Source organism: Burkholderia sp. WSM2232 (assembly GCF_000472545.1).
In the GTDB taxonomy this organism is placed as follows: Bacteria; Pseudomonadota; Gammaproteobacteria; order Burkholderiales; family Burkholderiaceae; genus Paraburkholderia.
Window position 1 is genome coordinate 148,089 of the sequence record NZ_AWZV01000017.1, and the last position, 17,201, is coordinate 165,289.

General features: G+C 64.6%; 16 protein-coding genes and 1 riboswitch. Of the genes, 10 read left to right on the top strand and 6 right to left on the bottom strand.

Annotation, left to right across the window (positions count from 1 at the left end; translation table 11 throughout):
• Positions 1-132: 132 nt before the first annotated feature.
• From glpK to F757_RS0117545, 3 genes are all read left to right on the top strand, one after another.
• Positions 133-1,632 carry a glycerol kinase GlpK gene (gene glpK, locus F757_RS0117535; protein WP_027212527.1) on the top strand — a complete coding sequence of 500 codons (1,500 nt, stop codon included), beginning with the start codon at positions 133-135 and terminating at the stop codon, positions 1,630-1,632.
• 121 nt (positions 1,633-1,753) lie between these two features.
• Positions 1,754-2,467 carry an MIP/aquaporin family protein gene (locus tag F757_RS0117540; RefSeq protein WP_027212528.1) on the top strand — a complete coding sequence of 238 codons (714 nt, stop codon included), beginning with the start codon at positions 1,754-1,756 and terminating at the stop codon, positions 2,465-2,467.
• Positions 2,468-2,691: 224 nt separating this feature from the next.
• Positions 2,692-3,378, top strand: coding sequence for an HAD family hydrolase (locus F757_RS0117545; protein ID WP_027212529.1), 687 nt, complete (start codon positions 2,692-2,694; stop codon positions 3,376-3,378).
• A gap of 129 nt (positions 3,379-3,507) precedes the next feature.
• Here the strand turns inward: F757_RS0117545 and ribB are convergent, their stop codons facing one another.
• The 4 genes from ribB to F757_RS0117565 all read right to left on the bottom strand — a co-directional run bounded on the left by ribB (position 3,508) and on the right by F757_RS0117565 (position 7,136).
• Entirely contained in the window at positions 3,508-4,224 is a 717-nt protein-coding gene (gene ribB / locus F757_RS0117550; protein WP_027212530.1) for a 3,4-dihydroxy-2-butanone-4-phosphate synthase, read from the bottom strand.
• Positions 4,225-4,379: 155 nt separating this feature from the next.
• A riboswitch (FMN riboswitch) is annotated at positions 4,380-4,564 on the bottom strand.
• Positions 4,565-4,694: 130 nt separating this feature from the next.
• Complete coding sequence (locus F757_RS0117555; protein WP_027212531.1) at positions 4,695-5,384, bottom strand: helix-turn-helix domain-containing protein; 690 nt, start codon at positions 5,382-5,384, stop codon at positions 4,695-4,697.
• A 140-nt stretch (positions 5,385-5,524) separates the two neighbouring features.
• Positions 5,525-6,715, bottom strand: a complete 1,191-nt coding sequence (locus tag F757_RS0117560; protein WP_027212532.1) for an MFS transporter — start codon at positions 6,713-6,715, stop codon at positions 5,525-5,527.
• A 16-nt stretch (positions 6,716-6,731) separates the two neighbouring features.
• Entirely contained in the window at positions 6,732-7,136 is a 405-nt protein-coding gene (locus F757_RS0117565; protein ID WP_027212533.1) for an extradiol dioxygenase, read from the bottom strand.
• A 118-nt stretch (positions 7,137-7,254) separates the two neighbouring features.
• Here F757_RS0117565 and F757_RS0117570 point away from each other — a divergent pair, with 118 nt between their 5' ends.
• The 7 genes from F757_RS0117570 (at position 7,255) to lnt (ending at position 15,301) form a co-directional block, all read left to right on the top strand.
• Positions 7,255-8,238, top strand: coding sequence for a LysR family transcriptional regulator (locus F757_RS0117570; RefSeq protein ID WP_027212534.1), 984 nt, complete (start codon positions 7,255-7,257; stop codon positions 8,236-8,238).
• A 284-nt stretch (positions 8,239-8,522) separates the two neighbouring features.
• A complete protein-coding gene (miaB, locus tag F757_RS0117575) occupies positions 8,523-9,908 on the top strand; it encodes a tRNA (N6-isopentenyl adenosine(37)-C2)-methylthiotransferase MiaB (protein ID WP_027212535.1) in 1,386 nt (461 codons plus the stop codon).
• A gap of 99 nt (positions 9,909-10,007) precedes the next feature.
• Complete coding sequence (locus F757_RS0117580; protein ID WP_013340444.1) at positions 10,008-11,081, top strand: PhoH family protein; 1,074 nt, start codon at positions 10,008-10,010, stop codon at positions 11,079-11,081.
• Between the two features lie 60 nt (positions 11,082-11,141).
• Positions 11,142-11,603, top strand: coding sequence for an rRNA maturation RNase YbeY (gene ybeY / locus F757_RS0117585; protein WP_027212536.1), 462 nt, complete (start codon positions 11,142-11,144; stop codon positions 11,601-11,603).
• 19 nt (positions 11,604-11,622) lie between these two features.
• Positions 11,623-12,336 (top strand): gamma-glutamylcyclotransferase, encoded by a 714-nt coding sequence (locus F757_RS0117590; RefSeq protein ID WP_027212537.1) that lies wholly within the window; start codon positions 11,623-11,625, stop codon positions 12,334-12,336.
• A gap of 273 nt (positions 12,337-12,609) precedes the next feature.
• Positions 12,610-13,503, top strand: a complete 894-nt coding sequence (locus tag F757_RS0117595) for an HlyC/CorC family transporter (protein WP_027212538.1) — start codon at positions 12,610-12,612, stop codon at positions 13,501-13,503.
• Between the two features lie 70 nt (positions 13,504-13,573).
• On the top strand, positions 13,574-15,301 hold the full coding sequence (gene lnt, locus F757_RS0117600) for an apolipoprotein N-acyltransferase (protein ID WP_027212539.1): 1,728 nt from the start codon (positions 13,574-13,576) through the stop codon (positions 15,299-15,301).
• Positions 15,302-15,376: 75 nt separating this feature from the next.
• On the opposite strand, the gene F757_RS0117605 is transcribed toward lnt, so the two are convergent.
• Together F757_RS0117605 and F757_RS0117610 are read right to left on the bottom strand one after the other, a co-directional pair.
• Positions 15,377-16,135 carry a M48 family metallopeptidase gene (locus F757_RS0117605; protein WP_027212540.1) on the bottom strand — a complete coding sequence of 253 codons (759 nt, stop codon included), beginning with the start codon at positions 16,133-16,135 and terminating at the stop codon, positions 15,377-15,379.
• 255 nt (positions 16,136-16,390) lie between these two features.
• The gene (locus F757_RS0117610) at positions 16,391-17,005 is read right to left on the bottom strand and encodes a glutathione S-transferase C-terminal domain-containing protein (RefSeq protein WP_198021410.1); all 615 of its coding nucleotides are present in this window, start codon (positions 17,003-17,005) and stop codon (positions 16,391-16,393) included.
• Positions 17,006-17,201: the final 196 nt, after the last annotated feature.

Sequence of the window (17,201 nt, forward strand, 5' to 3'; positions counted from 1 at the left end):
CACCCCTCGGCCCGCCCGGCCGGCCGCATTCGCCAACCCGGCTGCGGCCTGCCCGAAACGGCGAGCCGTTCCCGTCGCCGGTATGCTCTGCAGGCTGCCACGGCGATTCATAACATGCATGGAGAAGAGACAATGCAGGACCAGTACATCCTCGCGCTTGACCAGGGCACCACCAGTTCACGTGCGATGCTGTTCGACCGCCTCGGCAACGTCGTGTCGACGGCACAAAAGGAGTTTGAGCAGATTTATCCGCATCCGGGCTGGGTCGAGCACGACCCGCAGGAAATCTGGTCCACGCAAGCCGGCGTGGCAGCAGAAGCGGTGACGCGTGCGGGCATGAACGGCACGTCGATTGCCGCGATCGGCATCACGAATCAGCGCGAAACCACCATCGTGTGGGATCGCGAAACGGGTCATCCCATCTACAACGCGATCGTCTGGCAAGACCGCCGCACCGCCGACTTTTGCGACCAGTTGAAGGCGCAGGGCCTCGAAGAGAAAGTGCGCGCGAAAACCGGCTTACCGATCGACTCGTATTTCTCGGCCACCAAGATCCGCTGGATTCTCGACAACGTGGAGGGCGCGCGCGAAAAAGCCCGCCAGGGCCGCCTCGCGTTCGGCACGGTGGACAGCTGGCTCGTGTGGAATTTCACCAAGGGCGGCCTGCACGTCACCGACGTGACGAACGCATCGCGCACAATGCTCTTCAACATCCACACGCTGACATGGGACGACGAACTGCTCGACGCGCTCGACATTCCGCGCAGCATGTTGCCGGAGGTCCGGCCGTCGTCGGAAGTGTATGGGCCGACCAAGACGACCGTGTTTGCGTCGAAGATTCCGCTCGCGGGCATTGCCGGCGATCAGCATGCCGCGCTCTTCGGCCAGATGTGCACGCAATCGGGCATGGTGAAGAACACCTACGGCACCGGCTGCTTTCTCGTGATGAACACCGGCGACAAGCCGATCGAATCGAAGAACAACCTCGTCACCACGATTGCGTGGCAGATCGGCGACCAGATCAATTACGCGCTGGAAGGCAGCATCTTCATTGGTGGTGCAGTCGTGCAATGGCTGCGCGACGGCCTGGGCATCATCAAGAACGCAGCTGAAATCGAAACCCTGGCGCGCGGCGTGCCGCATTGCGACGGCGTCTATCTGGTGCCCGCATTTGCGGGGCTGGGCGCTCCGCACTGGAATGCGCGCGCTCGCGGCACGCTGTTCGGCGTCACGCGCGGCACGACGTCTGCGCATATTGCACGCGCCGCGCTCGATTCGATCGCCTACCAGTCGCTCGACGTGCTCAAGGCGATGGAGGCCGACTCCGGCATTCGCATCGGCGAATTGCGCGTGGACGGCGGCGCCTGCGCGAACAACCTGTTGATGCAGTTCCAGGCGGACATTCTCGGCGTGGACGCGGTTCGCCCGAAGGTGTCGGAAACCACCGCGCTCGGCGCGGCGTATCTGGCGGGCCTTGCGGTGGGCTACTGGAAAGATGTCGACGAACTGCAAAGCCAGTGGAAGCTCGACCGGCGCTTCACGCCCGCGCTCGGGCAAGAGGACGTCAAGGAATGTCTGAACGGCTGGAAGCGCGCCATTCGCGCCGCGAAAGCATGGGCCGACACGCCCTGAACTGCCGCGCCCGGACGTTCATGCACGAACGTCCCGCAGGGCTCGCACAAACCTGAGATAAACCGCAGGGAGGCGCCGCGTCGCGCGGCTCCCCCGACAACAATACTTTGGATACCAAACGATGTCTCCATACATTGCGGAATTCATCGGCACGGCGCTCGTCGTGCTGCTCGGCGACGGCGCTGTCGCCAACGTGCTGCTCGCACGCACCAAGGGCAAGGGCGCGGATCTGATCGTGATCGTGATGGGTTGGGCGATGGCCGTGTTCATCGCCGTCTACGTCACCGCGTCGTTCAGCGGCGCGCACCTCAATCCGGTGGTGACGGTCAGCCTCGCGCTCGCCGGCAAATTCGCGTGGGCCAAGGTCCCCGGCTACGTGGCCGCACAAATGCTTGGCGGAATGGCGGGCGCGTTGCTGGTGTGGGTCGCGTATCGCCAGCACTTCGCGAAAGAAGGCGACGCCGACGTGAAGCTCGGCGTGTTCTGCACCGCGCCCGCTATTCGCAGCGTGCCGCACAATCTTCTTACCGAAATGATCGCCACCTTCGTGCTGATTCTCGGCGTGCTGTATCTCGCTGCGCCGCAAGTGGGCCTGGGCGCGCTGGACGCGCTGCCGGTCGGCCTGCTGGTGCTGGGCATCGGCATTTCGCTCGGCGGACCGACCGGTTACGCGATGAGTCCCGCGCGCGACCTGTCGCCGCGTCTGATGCACGCGCTGCTGCCGATTCCCGGCAAGCGCGACAGCGACTGGCGCTACGCATGGATTCCGGTTTGCGGGCCGCTGCTGGGCGGCGCGGTGGCGGCCGGTCTTTATCTGTATCTGCACGCGCGCTGATAGCGCCATGCGGGCGGGCGGCTGGGTCGCCCCAACCGGTCGCAAACCGCGTGCGTCGGAATCAACGGAAAGCGGCGCCGCGGCGCGCGCCGCGTCAAAGCACGTATCATGGCGCTTTCACGCGGCGCGCGTGAGCCGGCGACCGGTGCTTTTCGTGGCCCATCTGCAGCAATTCACGGCCACTCGTGCTTGCATGCGCCCTCCGCTTTTCCGTTCCTTCAGGCATGATCGACCACCTCATCTGCGACTGCGACGGCGTGCTCGTCGACAGTGAAGTCATCGCCGACCGCGTCATGTTCGAGACGCTCTCGGCCACTTTTCCCGGCCTCGACTTCGAGCCTGTCGTCAAAACCGCGTTCGGCCAGCAAACGTCGCGTTTTCTCGAAGGCATCGAAAAAGCGTTCGACATCGCGCTGCCGTCAGATTTCCTCGACACGATCGAGCACAATGTCGAACTCGCGCTGGCAGCCTCGCTGAGCCCCGTCAACGGCGTGCGCAACGCGCTAGAGCGCGTAACGCTGCCTGCCGCGGTGGTGTCGAACAGCCGTATGGCCCGCGTGACGGCGTCGGTGCGACGCGCCGGCTTGCAGCAGATTTTCGGCGAGCGCATATTCAGCGCGGAACAGGTCGCGCGGCCCAAGCCGTTTCCGGATGTGTATCTGTTCGCCGCGCAAGCGCTGGGCGTCGAACCGTCGCGATGCATCGTGGTGGAAGACAGCGTGGCGGGCCTGAACGCGGCGCGCGCGGCGGGCATGAAGACGATTGCGTTCGTCGGCGCGAGCCACATTCCCGACGGCTATGCAGACGCGCTGCGCAAGATGGGCATCACGCGCATCATGATGCATATGGACGAACTGCCCGCGTTGATCGAAGCGGGCGTGCGCGGCGAGTTCGGCAACGTGCAGTCGTAAGCGTTCGAGAAGCGCCGCGCGTGCGAAAAAGGCCGGCTGCACGCAGCCGGCCTCGTACTTCAAGCATCACATGCCGCGTCGCGAACGCCTGTCAGGCGCCGCGCATGAGCAGCGCCTCGAACAGTCTTCTCAAGCCGCTTCGACGCATTCGCGCGCCTGCGCCAACGCCTGACGAAACTCCACCAGTTCCGCAATCGTCAGCATCGGCAAATTGTGTTGCGCGGCAAAACGCTCCACATCGGCGCCGCGCGTCATGGTGCCGTCCACGTTCATCAACTCGCACAGCACACCGGCGGGCTTGAGCCCCGCGAGAATCGCCAGATCCACCGTGCCTTCGGTATGTCCGCGGCGCGCGAGCACGCCGCCGGGCATCGCGCGCAGCGGGAACACGTGGCCGGGGCTGACGATGTCCGCCGGTTTCGCCGTATCGGCAATCGCGGCGCGAATCGTCGTCACACGGTCGAGTGCGGACACACCAGTGGTCACGCCCTCGCGCGCCTCGATCGACACCGTGAATGCGGTGCCGTGACGGCTCTCGTTGTTGACCGCCATCGGCGCAAGTTCGAGCGCGCGAATTTTCGCGTCCGGCAGGCACAGGCACACAATGCCGCTGCATTCGCGAATCAGCAGCGCCATGGTTTCGACGGAAAGCCGCTCGGCCGATACGATCAGATCGGCTTCGTTTTCACGGTCGTCATCGTCCTGCAGAACGACGGCGCGACCCTCGCGCATGGCCTGCAAGGCAGCGGCGATACGCGGCGGCACGGGTTCGGTGGCGAGCAGCGGAAGATCGGCGAAGGCGTCGTCCGCAATCGTCGTAGGAGCAGGAAAAGTAGCAAAAGACATGGTTGAAACGCTCATCGCAAAAGTTGGGCGAGAAACGTTTCAGGGCATTGCAAATAGACAAAGACGCGCCGTGAAGCGCCGCCTCGCGACGGAAGCCGCGTTCGCGCACCGCCCCGAACCGGCAGGCGATGCAACGGAAACGAATATGACTATCTGCACATCTTCTTCCATCCGGACTGTGACCGTCGGCTCTGGCTTCGCACCAGATCTGCTGACCCCGCGGCGGCTTTCGATTCGCAGAAAACCGCACCACTGCGGGCGCTCGCGGGCTCGCCGGCCTGCGCTTTCGCGCTGCCGGCATACCGCCGGTGGGGAATTTCGCCCCGCCCTGAAGACGCACTGATTGCCGGACGAACCGGCGGGCCAAGCATACAACAGTGGCGCACGAACCGCAGTGCAACCCCTACTGGCCGGACGGGTTTGACGCTCCCGCGCTCCCCGTCGCGGCGAAACTGTCGCGGCAGATCCGCTCAGACAGGTGCCGCTGCGCGCGCCGGGTCATTTGGCGCAGGCACGTCCCAGCGCGGCGGCGTCTCAGCCTTGAGCGTCACGCGAAACGCGCGAGCTTCGGTGTCCCCGGGATTGCGCAGGCTATGCGGCTGATCGGCGTCGAAAACGATCGCATCGCCCGTTGCCAGCAACTGGCGCTGGTCGTGCACGCTGACTTCCAGCGTCCCCTCGCTGACGACAAGGTTGATCGTCGTGCCCGGCGCGCGGCGCACGCCGGCTTCCGTATGCAACGGCGCAATGCGCAGTTCGTGGAATTCGGCGGCAGTGGGTTCGTTGTCCGGATAGAGCGGCCGGGCCGAAAAGCGCCCGTTCGCGCTGACGACGCGCGACGAGCGCTCCGCCGGCAGGTGCTCGAAGCCGTTGGTCGCGTGGCGGCGCAGGAAGGCGGCAACCGACACCCTCAACGCGGCCGCGACCTTGCAGAGCACCTTGATGGACGGCACGCTGCGCGCCGACTCGATCTGCGCGAGCATCGCGCGCGATACGCCGGAGGCTCGCGCGAGAGCGTCGAGCGATAACTGGCGCTCCGCGCGCAGACGCGCGAGGTTCACGCCAACCAGATGTTCGAGTGCATCGAAGGGTTCGGCGGCACGCGGCAGCGCGTCCGCATCAGCCGTAGGGTCGCGAACCAGAGCAAGCGGGGAATGCATGATTGCCTCCAGAAGCGCCGGCAGGCGGCGCGCAAGCAGTGACTGGAAGCAAGATAGCATCGCGCCCGGCTGCGCCCAACGAAGTTATCTTCACACTGTTATCAGCATTGCGGAGCGTTCTTGCGAAGCTCCGCATGCCGCTAGGCGCGCTCGCGCATCTCGACGCCACGCTTGCCGCTTGCCTGTCCGATGGGCGTGTCCATGCGCGAGGCGAACCACGTCAGCAGCAAGGCGGCGACGCTTACCGCCGCGGCGACCCACGGCAAGGTATCGAGCGAATGGCCGTGATCGATGACCAGGCCGCCGAGCCACGCGCCGCCCGCATTGCCGACGTTGAAAGCGCCGATGTTCAACGTCGACGCAAGATTCGGCGCCTTTGCCGCCTTCTCGACCACGCGCATCTGCAACGGCGGGACGGTGGCGAACGCGGCAATGCCCCATACGAAAACAGTAATGGCCGCGGCAACCTGCGAATGGCTGGTGCGAGCGAATAGCGCCATCACCACGGCGAGCGCCACGAGGATGCCCATCAGCGAAGGCATCAACGCGCGGTCCGCGAGCTTGCCGCCAACCGTGTTGCCGATCGTCAAGCCCACGCCGAACAACACGAGAATGAGCGTGACGCCGCGCGGCGAGAAGCCGCTCACCTGCTCGAGAATCGGCGCGATATACGTGAAGACGACGAACACGCCGCCGAAACCGAGCACCGTCATCGCGAGGGCGGTCCATACTTGCGGGTCTTTCAGCACCCGCACTTCGTGACCGAGGCCGGCGGGTCCGGCGTCGTGGCGGTTGGGCACCAGCGCCGTCACACCGGCAAGCGAGAGCACGCCGAAGGCGCTGACAATCCAGAACGCGGTCCGCCAGCCGAACTCCTGACCGACAAACGTACCGAACGGCACACCGAGCACGTTCGCGAGCGTGAGCCCGGTGAACATCAGCGCGATCGCGCTCGCGCGTTTTTCGGCGGGCACGAGCGACGCGGCCACTACAGCGCCGATGCCGAAAAACGAGCCGTGCGCGAACGAGGTCACGACGCGCGCGATCATCAGCACCGAATAGTTCGACGCGATCGCGCACAGCGTATTGCCGACGATGAACACCCCCATCAGCAACTGCAGCGCGAGCTTGCGCGGCATCCTGCTCGTGACGACCGCCAGCAGCGGCGCGCCCACCGCGACGCCGAGCGCATAGCCGCTCACCAGCAATCCCGCCGACGGAATGGACACCGCAAGGTCGCGCGCGACCTCCGGCAGCAAGCCCATGATCACGAACTCGGTGGTCCCGATAGCGAAGGCGCTGATCGCGAGCGCGAGTAATGGAATCGGCATGGTGGTTCTCCAGGTTTTACGGTTGAGCGTGATGCAGCGCCGTCACGAACTCGACGACGACGCCCGGCGCCAGCGCGACGAAAATCTGCATGGCGGCCTCTTGCGGACCCATCGGCGGCACTCGCGCCGTCTGGTAGCCGACGCTGCCGGCACTCAGGCGCCCGAGCAGCGCCCGCCATTCGGCGGCGCTTTCCAGACGGAACGCGATATGGTCGATGCGCGGCGCCGTGCGAAGCGACCCGCATGCGGACGGCGCCGTGGCCTCGACCAGATGCACCACCGGCCGCCCGTCGGCGTAGAGCCAGTAACCGTCGACGGAAAACGGCGGACGCGCGCCCTCGGTCAAACCGGCGACATCGACGAAAAAGCGGCGGGCCGTCTCGAGATCCGCTGTGACGACGGTCGCGTGATCGAGCTGCATGATTTCCGGCGGCTGCGGGCGCCGCATCGTTTGGAAGAGCCGAATTGTGGGCGCGCGACGCGAATTTGATAATGGGCGTAGCATTTGAAGCATTTTCAAATGTCTTTTGAAATTCTCTATGGACAACCTCGGCGACATTCGCCTTTTCGTGGAGGCCGCGCAGCAAGGCAGCCTGTCCGCGGCGGGCCGCAAGATGGGGCTCACGCCCGCCGCCGCTAGTGCGCGCCTCGCCAAGCTCGAAGCCGGTCTGAAGGCGCGGCTTTTCGAGCGCACCACCCGCCAGTTGCGGCTCACCGACGAAGGGCGGCTCTATCTGAACTGCTGCCGCCAGGCGCTGCAATCGCTCGACGACGCCAAAGCCGCGCTGCAGGCCGGGCAAGGCGTGGTGCGCGGCAAGGTGCGAGTGTCGGCGACCTCCGACTTCGGGCGCAATCTGCTGATGCACTGGCTCGACGAATTCAATGCGCTCTACCCTGAAGTGACCTTCGCGTTGACGCTGTCGGACTCGCTGGCGAATCTCGTGCAGGAGGACATCGACCTTGCAATCCGCTTCGGCGTGCCGCAGGACAGCTCGCTCGTCGCCCGCAGGCTCGCGCGCAACCGGCGCGTGCTGTGCGCGTCGCCGGAATACATCGCGCGCAAGGGCGAGCCGAAAGACCCGAACGACCTCGCCAACTTCGACTGCATCGTCCTCAGCACCGGCTCGGGCCCGGTCAACGAATGGCGTTTCACCCGCGGCGACGAAGTGCAGCACTACACGGTGCCGCTCGAAACCGCGCGGCAGACCAACGACGGCGCCGTCGCCCGCGAATGGGCGCTGCGCGGCTACGGCATCGCGGTCAAGTCGATGTGGGACGTTGAGGCGGATTTGCGCTCCGACGGCCTGAAGATTCTGCTGCGCGACTGGCGCTATCCGGACGCGCCGCTGCACGCGCTCTACCACCGCAACCGCTTCATGGCGCCACGGGTGCGCGTGCTGCTGGATTTTCTGAGCGAGCGCTTCGCCCACGTGTCGGACGAACTGGAAAGCCTGCTTGGCTTGCCGCCCGAGCCGCCTGGCGCGCAAGCGGCCGACGAAGCCCTCGGCGGTGAAGGGCTATAATATTGCGCTACACGGCAAGCGTACGCGAGCAGCATCCGTTCACGGCCGGGCGGGCCGCGCGACCGGCTGAAAGCGCGGCTGGATGCGCCACAGGCCGCGCGAAGTGATCCGAAGCGGGCTCGAAGCGGGGCCCAAATGGACCCGAAGCGGACCCAAGCGGCGCAAAAACCAGCGGCGCACCAGCGCCCCGAAGCGCCGTCCCGCGGACATCCCGCACGCTTTCGCCTCTCCTTGACCTTTTTATACTGCGCCCCCAGGTTAACCACTGCGACCGGCGAAATTCGATGACCAAGAAAGTTTATGTAAAGACCTTTGGCTGCCAGATGAACGAGTACGACTCCGACAAGATGGTCGACGTACTCGGCGCGGCGGAAGGCCTCGTCAAGACCGACACGCCCGAAGACGCGGACGTGATCCTGTTCAACACCTGCTCGGTGCGCGAGAAAGCGCAGGAAAAAGTGTTCTCCGACCTCGGCCGCGTGCGCGAGCTGAAGGAAGCGAACCCCAATCTCATCATCGGCGTGGGCGGTTGCGTGGCGAGCCAGGAAGGCGCGTCGATCGTGGCGCGCGCGCCGTACGTCGACCTCGTATTCGGGCCGCAAACGCTGCACCGTCTGCCTCAAATGATCGACAAGCGCCGGGAAAGCGGCCGCGCGCAGGTCGACATCACGTTTCCGGAAATCGAAAAGTTCGACCATCTGCCGCCTGCGCGCGTGGAAGGCCCGAGCGCGTTCGTGTCAATCATGGAAGGTTGCAGCAAGTACTGCAGCTATTGCGTCGTGCCGTACACGCGCGGCGAAGAAGTCTCACGTCCGCTCGACGACGTACTGACGGAAATCGCCGGTCTCGCCGATCAGGGTGTGCGGGAAGTGACGCTGCTGGGTCAGAACGTCAACGCGTTTCGTGGCGCGCTGACGCTCGGCTCGTCGGAAATCGCCGACTTCGCGACGCTGATCGAGTACGTGGCCGAGATTCCCGGCATCGAGCGCATTCGCTACACCACGTCGCACCCGAAAGAATTCACGCAGCGCCTGATCGACACTTACGCGAAGGTGCCGAAGCTGGTAAGTCACCTGCATCTGCCGGTGCAGCACGGCTCCGACCGCATCCTGATGGCAATGAAGCGCGGCTACACGGTGCTCGAATACAAGTCGGTGATCCGCAAGCTGCGGGCAATTCGCCCGGACCTGTCCCTTTCCACGGACATGATCGTCGGATTCCCCGGCGAGACGGAAGAAGATTTCGACAAGATGATGGCGCTCGTACATGAGATGAAGTACGACACCAGCTTCTCGTTCATCTACAGTCCGCGTCCGGGCACGCCGGCTGCCAACCTGCCCGACGACACGCCGCGCGAAGTGAAGTTGAAGCGCCTTCAGCATCTGCAGGCCACCATCGAAGAAAACGTGCAGCGCATCAGCGATTCGATGGTCGGCAAGGTCGAGCGCATTCTGGTCGAACGCCCGGCGCGCAAGGATCCGAACGAACTCGCGGGCCGCACGGAGAACAACCGCGTGGTCAACTTCCCGGCGCCGGTGGCCTCGCATGCACGGCTGATCGGTCAGATGGTCGACGTGAAAATCGTCAAGGCGTACCCACATTCGCTGCGTGGCGAGCTGGTGCTGGTGCACGACCATGCAGAGAACGGCGCGAGCGCCACCACCCACTGACTGACAACACACATCGACGCAGGCGCGCGGCGCCGCGCAACGCCTAAAACGCCCGCGCCGCCGCCCGCGTACTGAAACCGACAGGATCGACTCATCGCCTTGAAAACCACTCAGCCGCATCTGGAATTCACCGCTCCGCGCGACGACAACGCGCGGCTTGCCAACCTCTGCGGACCGCTCGACGAAAACCTGCGGCAAATCGAGCAGGCGCTCGACGTGACGCTGCAACGCCGCGGACACCGCATCACCATCCGCGGGCGCGGCGCGAAACTCGCGCTCACCGCGCTCGAAAACTTCTACAACAACGCGCGCGATCCGCTGTCGGTCGACGACATCCAGCTTGCGCTCGTCGAAGTGCGGCACCCGGCGCGGCATCGCACGAACGGCAACGGCAACGGTGACGAAGCGGGCGAGCCGGGCTTTCCCGGCAATCCCGACCATCCGTTCGACCAACCCGCCGACAGCGGCGACGACGACCTCGAGGAACTCGGCCCCAAGCTGTACACGCGGCGCGCCGATCTGCGCGGCCGCACCCCGGCGCAGCGCGAGTATCTGAAGCAGATCGTCTCGCACGACGTCACCTTCGGCGTGGGCCCCGCCGGCACTGGCAAGACCTATCTCGCGGTTGCCTGCGCGGTGGACGCGCTCGAGCGCGATCAGGTCAAGCGCATCGTGCTGACGCGCCCGGCCGTGGAAGCCGGCGAGCGGCTCGGCTTCTTGCCGGGCGATCTCGCGCAGAAGGTCGATCCGTACCTGCGTCCGCTATATGACGCGCTGTACGATCTGCTCGGCTTCGACAAGACCGCGAAGATGTTCGAGCGGCAGATGATCGAAATCGCGCCGCTCGCGTACATGCGCGGCCGCACGCTGAACCACGCGTTCATCATTCTGGACGAGGCGCAAAACACCACACCCGAACAGATGAAAATGTTCCTGACGCGCATCGGCTTCGGCTCGAAAGCGGTGGTGACCGGCGACACGACTCAGGTCGATCTGCCGCGCGGCCACAAGAGCGGGCTCATCGAAGCGCAGCAGGTGCTCTCGGACGTGCGCGGCATTGCGCTTACGCGCTTTACGAGCGCGGACGTGGTACGGCATCCGCTTGTCGCGCGAATTGTGGAGGCATACGACGCGCATTCGCAGAAAACCGCGAGCCCGGCGGATTCCCGGTGAGTCCGCCTCGACCGTGGGCACCTGCCGCCGGACCACACTTCGCCTGAAACATCGAACAAGATGAGCCGCGCTCCGAAACTGACGCTGAATCTGCAATTCCCCGCCGCCAAGGCGTGGCCTGAACACAAGGCGCTGCTGCCGCGCGCGACCGTGGCCGGCTGGATCAAAGCCGCGCTTTTCGCCGACGGCGAGCTGACCGTGCGTTTCGTCGACGCGGAAGAAGGCCGTACCTTGAACCGCACCTATCGCGGCAAGGACTATTCGACCAACGTGCTGACTTTCGCGTACGCGGAATCCGAAGACGATCCGGTGACGGGCGACCTGATTCTGTGCTGCCCGGTGGTAGAGAAGGAAGCCACCGAGCAGGGTAAGCCGCTCATCGCCCATTACGCGCATCTGCTGGTGCACGGCACGCTGCATGCACAAGGCTACGACCACGAAGCCGACGAAGAAGCCGAGGAAATGGAAGCGCTCGAAACCGAGATTCTCGGCAAACTGGGCTTTGCCGACCCTTATCGCTAACCGCCGCCCGGACTGAACCGTGAGCACCTTTGCCTCCGACGACGATGCCCGAATTCCGTGCCCGGACTATCCGCCCGCACTCGGCGAGTCGCGGCTCCTGACGGACGAGGAACTGCGCGCGTCGCTCGAATGCACGCTGCGCGACTGGGACCGGCGCAGCGACTTGTGGCTGTTCGGCTATGGCTCGCTGATCTGGAATCCGGGCCTGCCTACGGTCGAAGCGACGCGCTCGAAAGTGCACGGATACCACCGCGGCCTGTATCTCTGGTCGCGCGTGAATCGCGGCACGCCCGAGGTGCCGGGGCTCGTGCTGGCGCTGGATCGCGGCGGCTCGTGCACCGGCATCGCGTTTCGCCTCGCGGCGCAGGGCGCGATGCCGCACCTCGAGGCGCTGTGGCGTCGCGAAATGGCGATGGGGTCATACCGGCCCGCGTGGCTGCCTTGCGTGCTCGCCGACGGCCGGCGCGTCGACGCGCTCGCGTTCGTCATGCGCCGCGACGTGCCGAGCTACACCGGCAAGCTCGGCGACGACATCATCAGAACCGTGTTCGGCTGCGCTTGCGGCCGCTATGGCACCACGCTCGATTACGTGAGCCGCACGGTGCACGCGCTGCGCGAAAGCGGCATGCCTGACCGCGCGCTGGAGGCGCTGCTGGAGCGCTGCGGCGCCGGCCGCGACGCGGACACAGCCGGCGCGGCGCTGCCTGTCACGCGGCCGCAAGCCGGTAAATAGACGCGCCCTACAGGCGGCAAAAGGGCCGCAGCAAGGCCCGCAGGCCGCACCTGGAACGCGGGTCGGAAAGCGCCTCTTTTACCTCGCCATTTTTTCCTGGCAACGCTTTTCACTGCGTAATCAGTTACGATTGACGCAAGGCCCGCGTCTTGCGGCGTTCCGGCGTCAGCCTTTTCATTCATCGCCCGGCCGGGTGGGACACGGTCCCGCCATGTGCCTGGTGTATCCTTAATGCTCCGCAACAGCGCGCCCAGTCTTGCCGGGCGCACTACCATGAACGACACGTATCCCAGTCGACGCCACACCGACAAACCTCACGAAAAACGCTCGCTGCTCGAGCGTCTGACAGATTTCATCTCGCCCGAGCCCGACTCGCGCGCCGAACTACTGGAAATCCTGCAGGACGCACACGAGCGCAACCTGATCGACGCCGACTCGCTGTCAATGATCGAAGGCGTGTTCCAGGTCTCCGAACTGAGCGCCCGCGACATCATGGTGCCGCGCGCGCAGATGGACGCGATCAACATCGCGGACAGCCCCGCCGAATTCATCCCTTACGTGCTGGAAAAGGCGCATTCGCGCTATCCGGTCTACGAAGGCAACCGCGACAACGTGATCGGCGTGCTGCTTGCGAAAGATCTGCTGCGCTACTACGCCGAGGAAGAATTCGACGTGCGCGGCATGCTGCGGCCGGCCGTGTTCATCCCCGAGTCCAAGCGCCTGAACGTGCTGCTGCACGACTTCCGCGTGAACCGCAATCACCTCGCCGTGGTGGTCGACGAATACGGCGGCGTGGCCGGCTTGATTACAATCGAGGACGTGCTGGAGCAGATCGTCGGCGACATTGAAGACGAATACGATTTCGACGAGGAAAGCGGCAACATCATCGCCTCGCCGGACGGACGCTTCCGCGTGCGCGCGCTGACCGAGATCGAGCAGTTCAACGAGGCCTTCGGCACAGATTACTCAGACGAAGAAGTGGATACCATCGGCGGACTCGTCACGCATCATTTCGGGCGCGTGCCGCACCGGGGCGAGAAGGTTCGAATCGACGATCTGATCTTCGAAATTCTGCGCGGCGACGCGCGCCAGATTCACGTGCTGCTCGTGCGGCGCGATCCGCTTGCCGGCCAGCGCGAGCGCGAGGCGCAGCACGTGCAGAGCTGAGCGGCCCACCGCCGCAGGGCTCTTGCCCGAGTTTTTTCCACCCGCCACTTCTCACGCCGACCGCGCAACAATGGCCGACCCGATTACTTCCTCTTCGCGCCGCGGCGTGAGCGCGTCCGCCGCGCAAGCCGCGCGCGCGCGTACTCTGCCTCGCTGGCATTACCTCGTCGCACTGGCGGCAGGCGCGCTCAACACCTTGTCGTTCGCGCCCACGCCGCACGGCGGCTGGCTCGAACTGGCCGTCTTCGTGTTCCTGTTCGCGTGGCTCACGCGCACCACCGGCTGGAAAAGCGCTGCGCTCACGGGCGGTGCGTTCGGCTTTGGCAACTTCGTGACCGGTGTGTGGTGGCTCTATGTGAGCATGCACTATTACGGCGGCATGCCCGCGCCGCTCGCCGGCACCGCGCTCGTGCTGTTTTCGTTGTATCTCGCGCTGTATCCGGCATTGGCGGCCGGCGTCTGGTCTTTTTGCGCGGGTCATGCGCGCAACGGCAAGGCCACCGACAACGCGCCGTTTTCGCCGACCTGGCATGGGGCGCTCGCGTTCGCGAGCGCGTGGGCTATCGGCGAATGGCTGCGCGGCACGGTGTTCACCGGCTTTCCGTGGCTCGCGACAGGTTACGCGCAAGTGGACGGCCCTTTCGCCGGGTTCGCGCCAGTTGCCGGCGTCTATGGCGTCGGCTGGGTGCTGGCGCTCGCGGCCGCGCTGATCGTGCAGGCGCTGGTCCCGCTGGTTGGGACGCTGCGCGCTTCCCGCGCATCCGTGGATACGTCGCCGGACAACACCGCCAGGCGCAACCGTGCGGCGCAGGCTGCGCTGCCAGGCGGCATCGCGCTCGCATTGATCGCCGCCGGCCTGCTGCTGCCGTTCGCTACGTGGACGGTGCCGGCGAATGCGCCGCTCGCCGTGCGTCTCTTGCAAGGCGACGTCAAGCAGGAGATGAAATTCGAGGAAGCGGGCGTGCAGGCCGCCATCGACCAGTATCAGCAGATGATCACGTCGAAACCGGCCGATCTGATCGTCACGCCCGAAACCGCCATTCCGGTGCTCGCGCAACGGTTGCCGCTGCCGTTCGCGACTGCGGTGCGTAACTTCGCCGACTCGACGGGCAGCGCGATACTGTTCGGCGCGATTGGCGGCTCGGTGACGTCCGAAGGCCGCGTGGTGGACTACACCAATAGCCTGTTCGGCGTCACGCCGGGCACGCGCGATGTGTACCGCTACGACAAGCATCACCTCGTGCCGTTCGGCGAATTCGTGCCGTGGGGCTTTCGCTGGTTCGTCAACCTGATGAACATTCCGCTCGGTGATTTCGCGCGCGGCGGCCCAGTGCAAAAGCCGTTCGTCGTGCATAACCAGCCGGTTGCGGTAGACATCTGCTACGAAGATATTTTCGGCGAGGAGATTGCGCGAACTCTGCGGGAAAGCGATACGCCGGCTGGCGTGCTGATCAATTCGACGAATCTCGCATGGTTCGGCGACACCATTGCGCTCGACCAGCATCTGCAGATCGCGCGCATGCGCTCGCTCGAAACCGGCCGCCCCATGCTGCGCGCGACCAACACCGGCATGACAGCGGCAATCGACGCCAACGGCAAGGTGCTCGGCAAGCTCACGCCCTACACCATCGGCTCGCTCGACGTGACCGTGCAAGGCACGGCTGGCCGCACGCCCTATGTGACGAGCGGCAATAACACCGTGCTCGCCATTTCCCTGTTGCTGCTGGCATTCGGCTTTGCATTCGGGCCCGGCATTACGCGTCGGAAAAACGGCAAAGCTGCAAACGGCGCTGAATAAGCAGCACCAGGACGGCAATGAAAAACGCGCGCTGCGGCAATAACCGACAGCGCGCGTTCAAAAGTCAGATAGCTCTTACTGATTCGAAGCAATGCGTTGCTGAATATGCTGCGCACGCGCCGGCGATGCCGGATGCGAACTCAACATACTGGATTGGCCACCATCCATTTGCGCGAGTTTGTTGAATGCCGTGACGAGGCCCGAGGGGTCCAGGTTTTTCTTTTTCTGCAAATCGAACGAATAATCGTCGGCCGCGCTTTCCTGCGATTGCGAGAACTGCGCGTTAATCAGCTTCTCTGAAAATTCGCCCAATTGCGAACCGGACAGCGCGCCGGCAATACCGCCTGCGGAAGAGGCCACCGAGCGCACCGCCGAGGTTGCGTACGCCACCTGCATCGCCTTCTTGGTGTGGCCGAGCGCCACGTGGCCCATTTCATGGCCGACCACGCCGCGCACTTCGTTGTCGTTCATCATGTCCATCAGGCCGCTGTAGACACGCACGCAGCCGTTGGCCATGGCCCAGGCATTGACTTCCTTGGTCATGTAGACCTTGTAATTCACCGGCGTGCCGTTGATGTTGTCGCCCAGTTGCGCGGCAATCTTGTTCAGGCGTTTCTGATACTTGCTGTTGGCGGGCGCCAGGGTGTTTTCCTTGTCGAGCTGCGCGCAGGACTTGTCGCTGAGCGCGCGGACGTCCGTGTCCGAAAGCGTAGCGGCCTGCGTGGCCAACTGGCCCGACTGAACCAGCGCGGACGGGTCCAGGCTGCTGACATTGGAGCACGCGGCGAACAGCGAGCAGGCGGAAGCAGCAATAACAAAGCGATACGGTTTCATCGTGAAAGTCTCTTTGTGGTGTTATTCGTTCGACGGCGCGATCAACTCGCCGCCCATTCGCAATGGCCGCATTCGACGTTTAATCATGCCGGACAGTTTGACTGCTTAACCATTGCCCCACATCGCGGGCGAAAAAAAAGCGCCTGTGGAGGCGCTTTTTTACCACAACTGAAAGCTTTAATTCATGATTTCGTAATTGCGATTAACGCTATTTTGCAAACTTGCCGTAACCTTCAGCAACCCGACTTGAGCCGCTCAGCCGGCCGGCACGGTGTCGATAAACGACTGGCGCAGCGAAAGCTTCTGAAAATGCTTGTCGAGATTCGGATGCGCCTCGCGCCAGTTCAACTCCGGCATGCGGAAGTCCAGATATCCCAGCGCGCAACCCACCGCAATGTCAGCGAGCGTGTAGTGATTGCCAGCGCACCAGGGTTTGGCGGCGAGGCCTTGCGACATGGCGAGCAGCGCTTCGTCTATCTTGCGCTGCTGGCGCGCCACCCACGCGTCGACGCGCTGTTCCGGCGCGCGCTGGGTGCTTTCCAGGCGAATCAGCACGGCGGCGTCGAGCAGGCCGTCGGCAAGCGCTTCCCAGCACCGTACCTCGATGCGCTCGCGCCCCGACTGCGGGATCAGCTTGCCGACCGGCGAGAGCGTGTCCACGTATTCGCAGATCACGCGCGAGTCGAACACCGCTTCGCCGTCTTCCATCACGAGGCACGGCACCTTGCCGAGCGGATTGAAGGTATGGATGCGGGTTTCCGGCGCCCAGACGTTCTCGGGCACCAGCTCGTAGTCGATCTTCTTGTCGGCCAGCACGATGCGCGCCTTGCGCACGAACGGGCTGGCGAGCGAACCGATGAGTTTGATCATTGCCATCTGCCTTTTCCTGAATCCGGCGAAAGTATAAGTGCTTGGCGGCGTGCGCGAACGCCGCGCGCGCTCTTCGCGAGCCACTGGCGCGCTCGCTGTGGATGGATTGCAACATTGCCGTGTGGCGCGGGCGCTGTCCAGACGGCCGAATGGCCAGGGGCGGTGGGTGTCGGGTGGCGCCTTCCCGAGTGGCGGG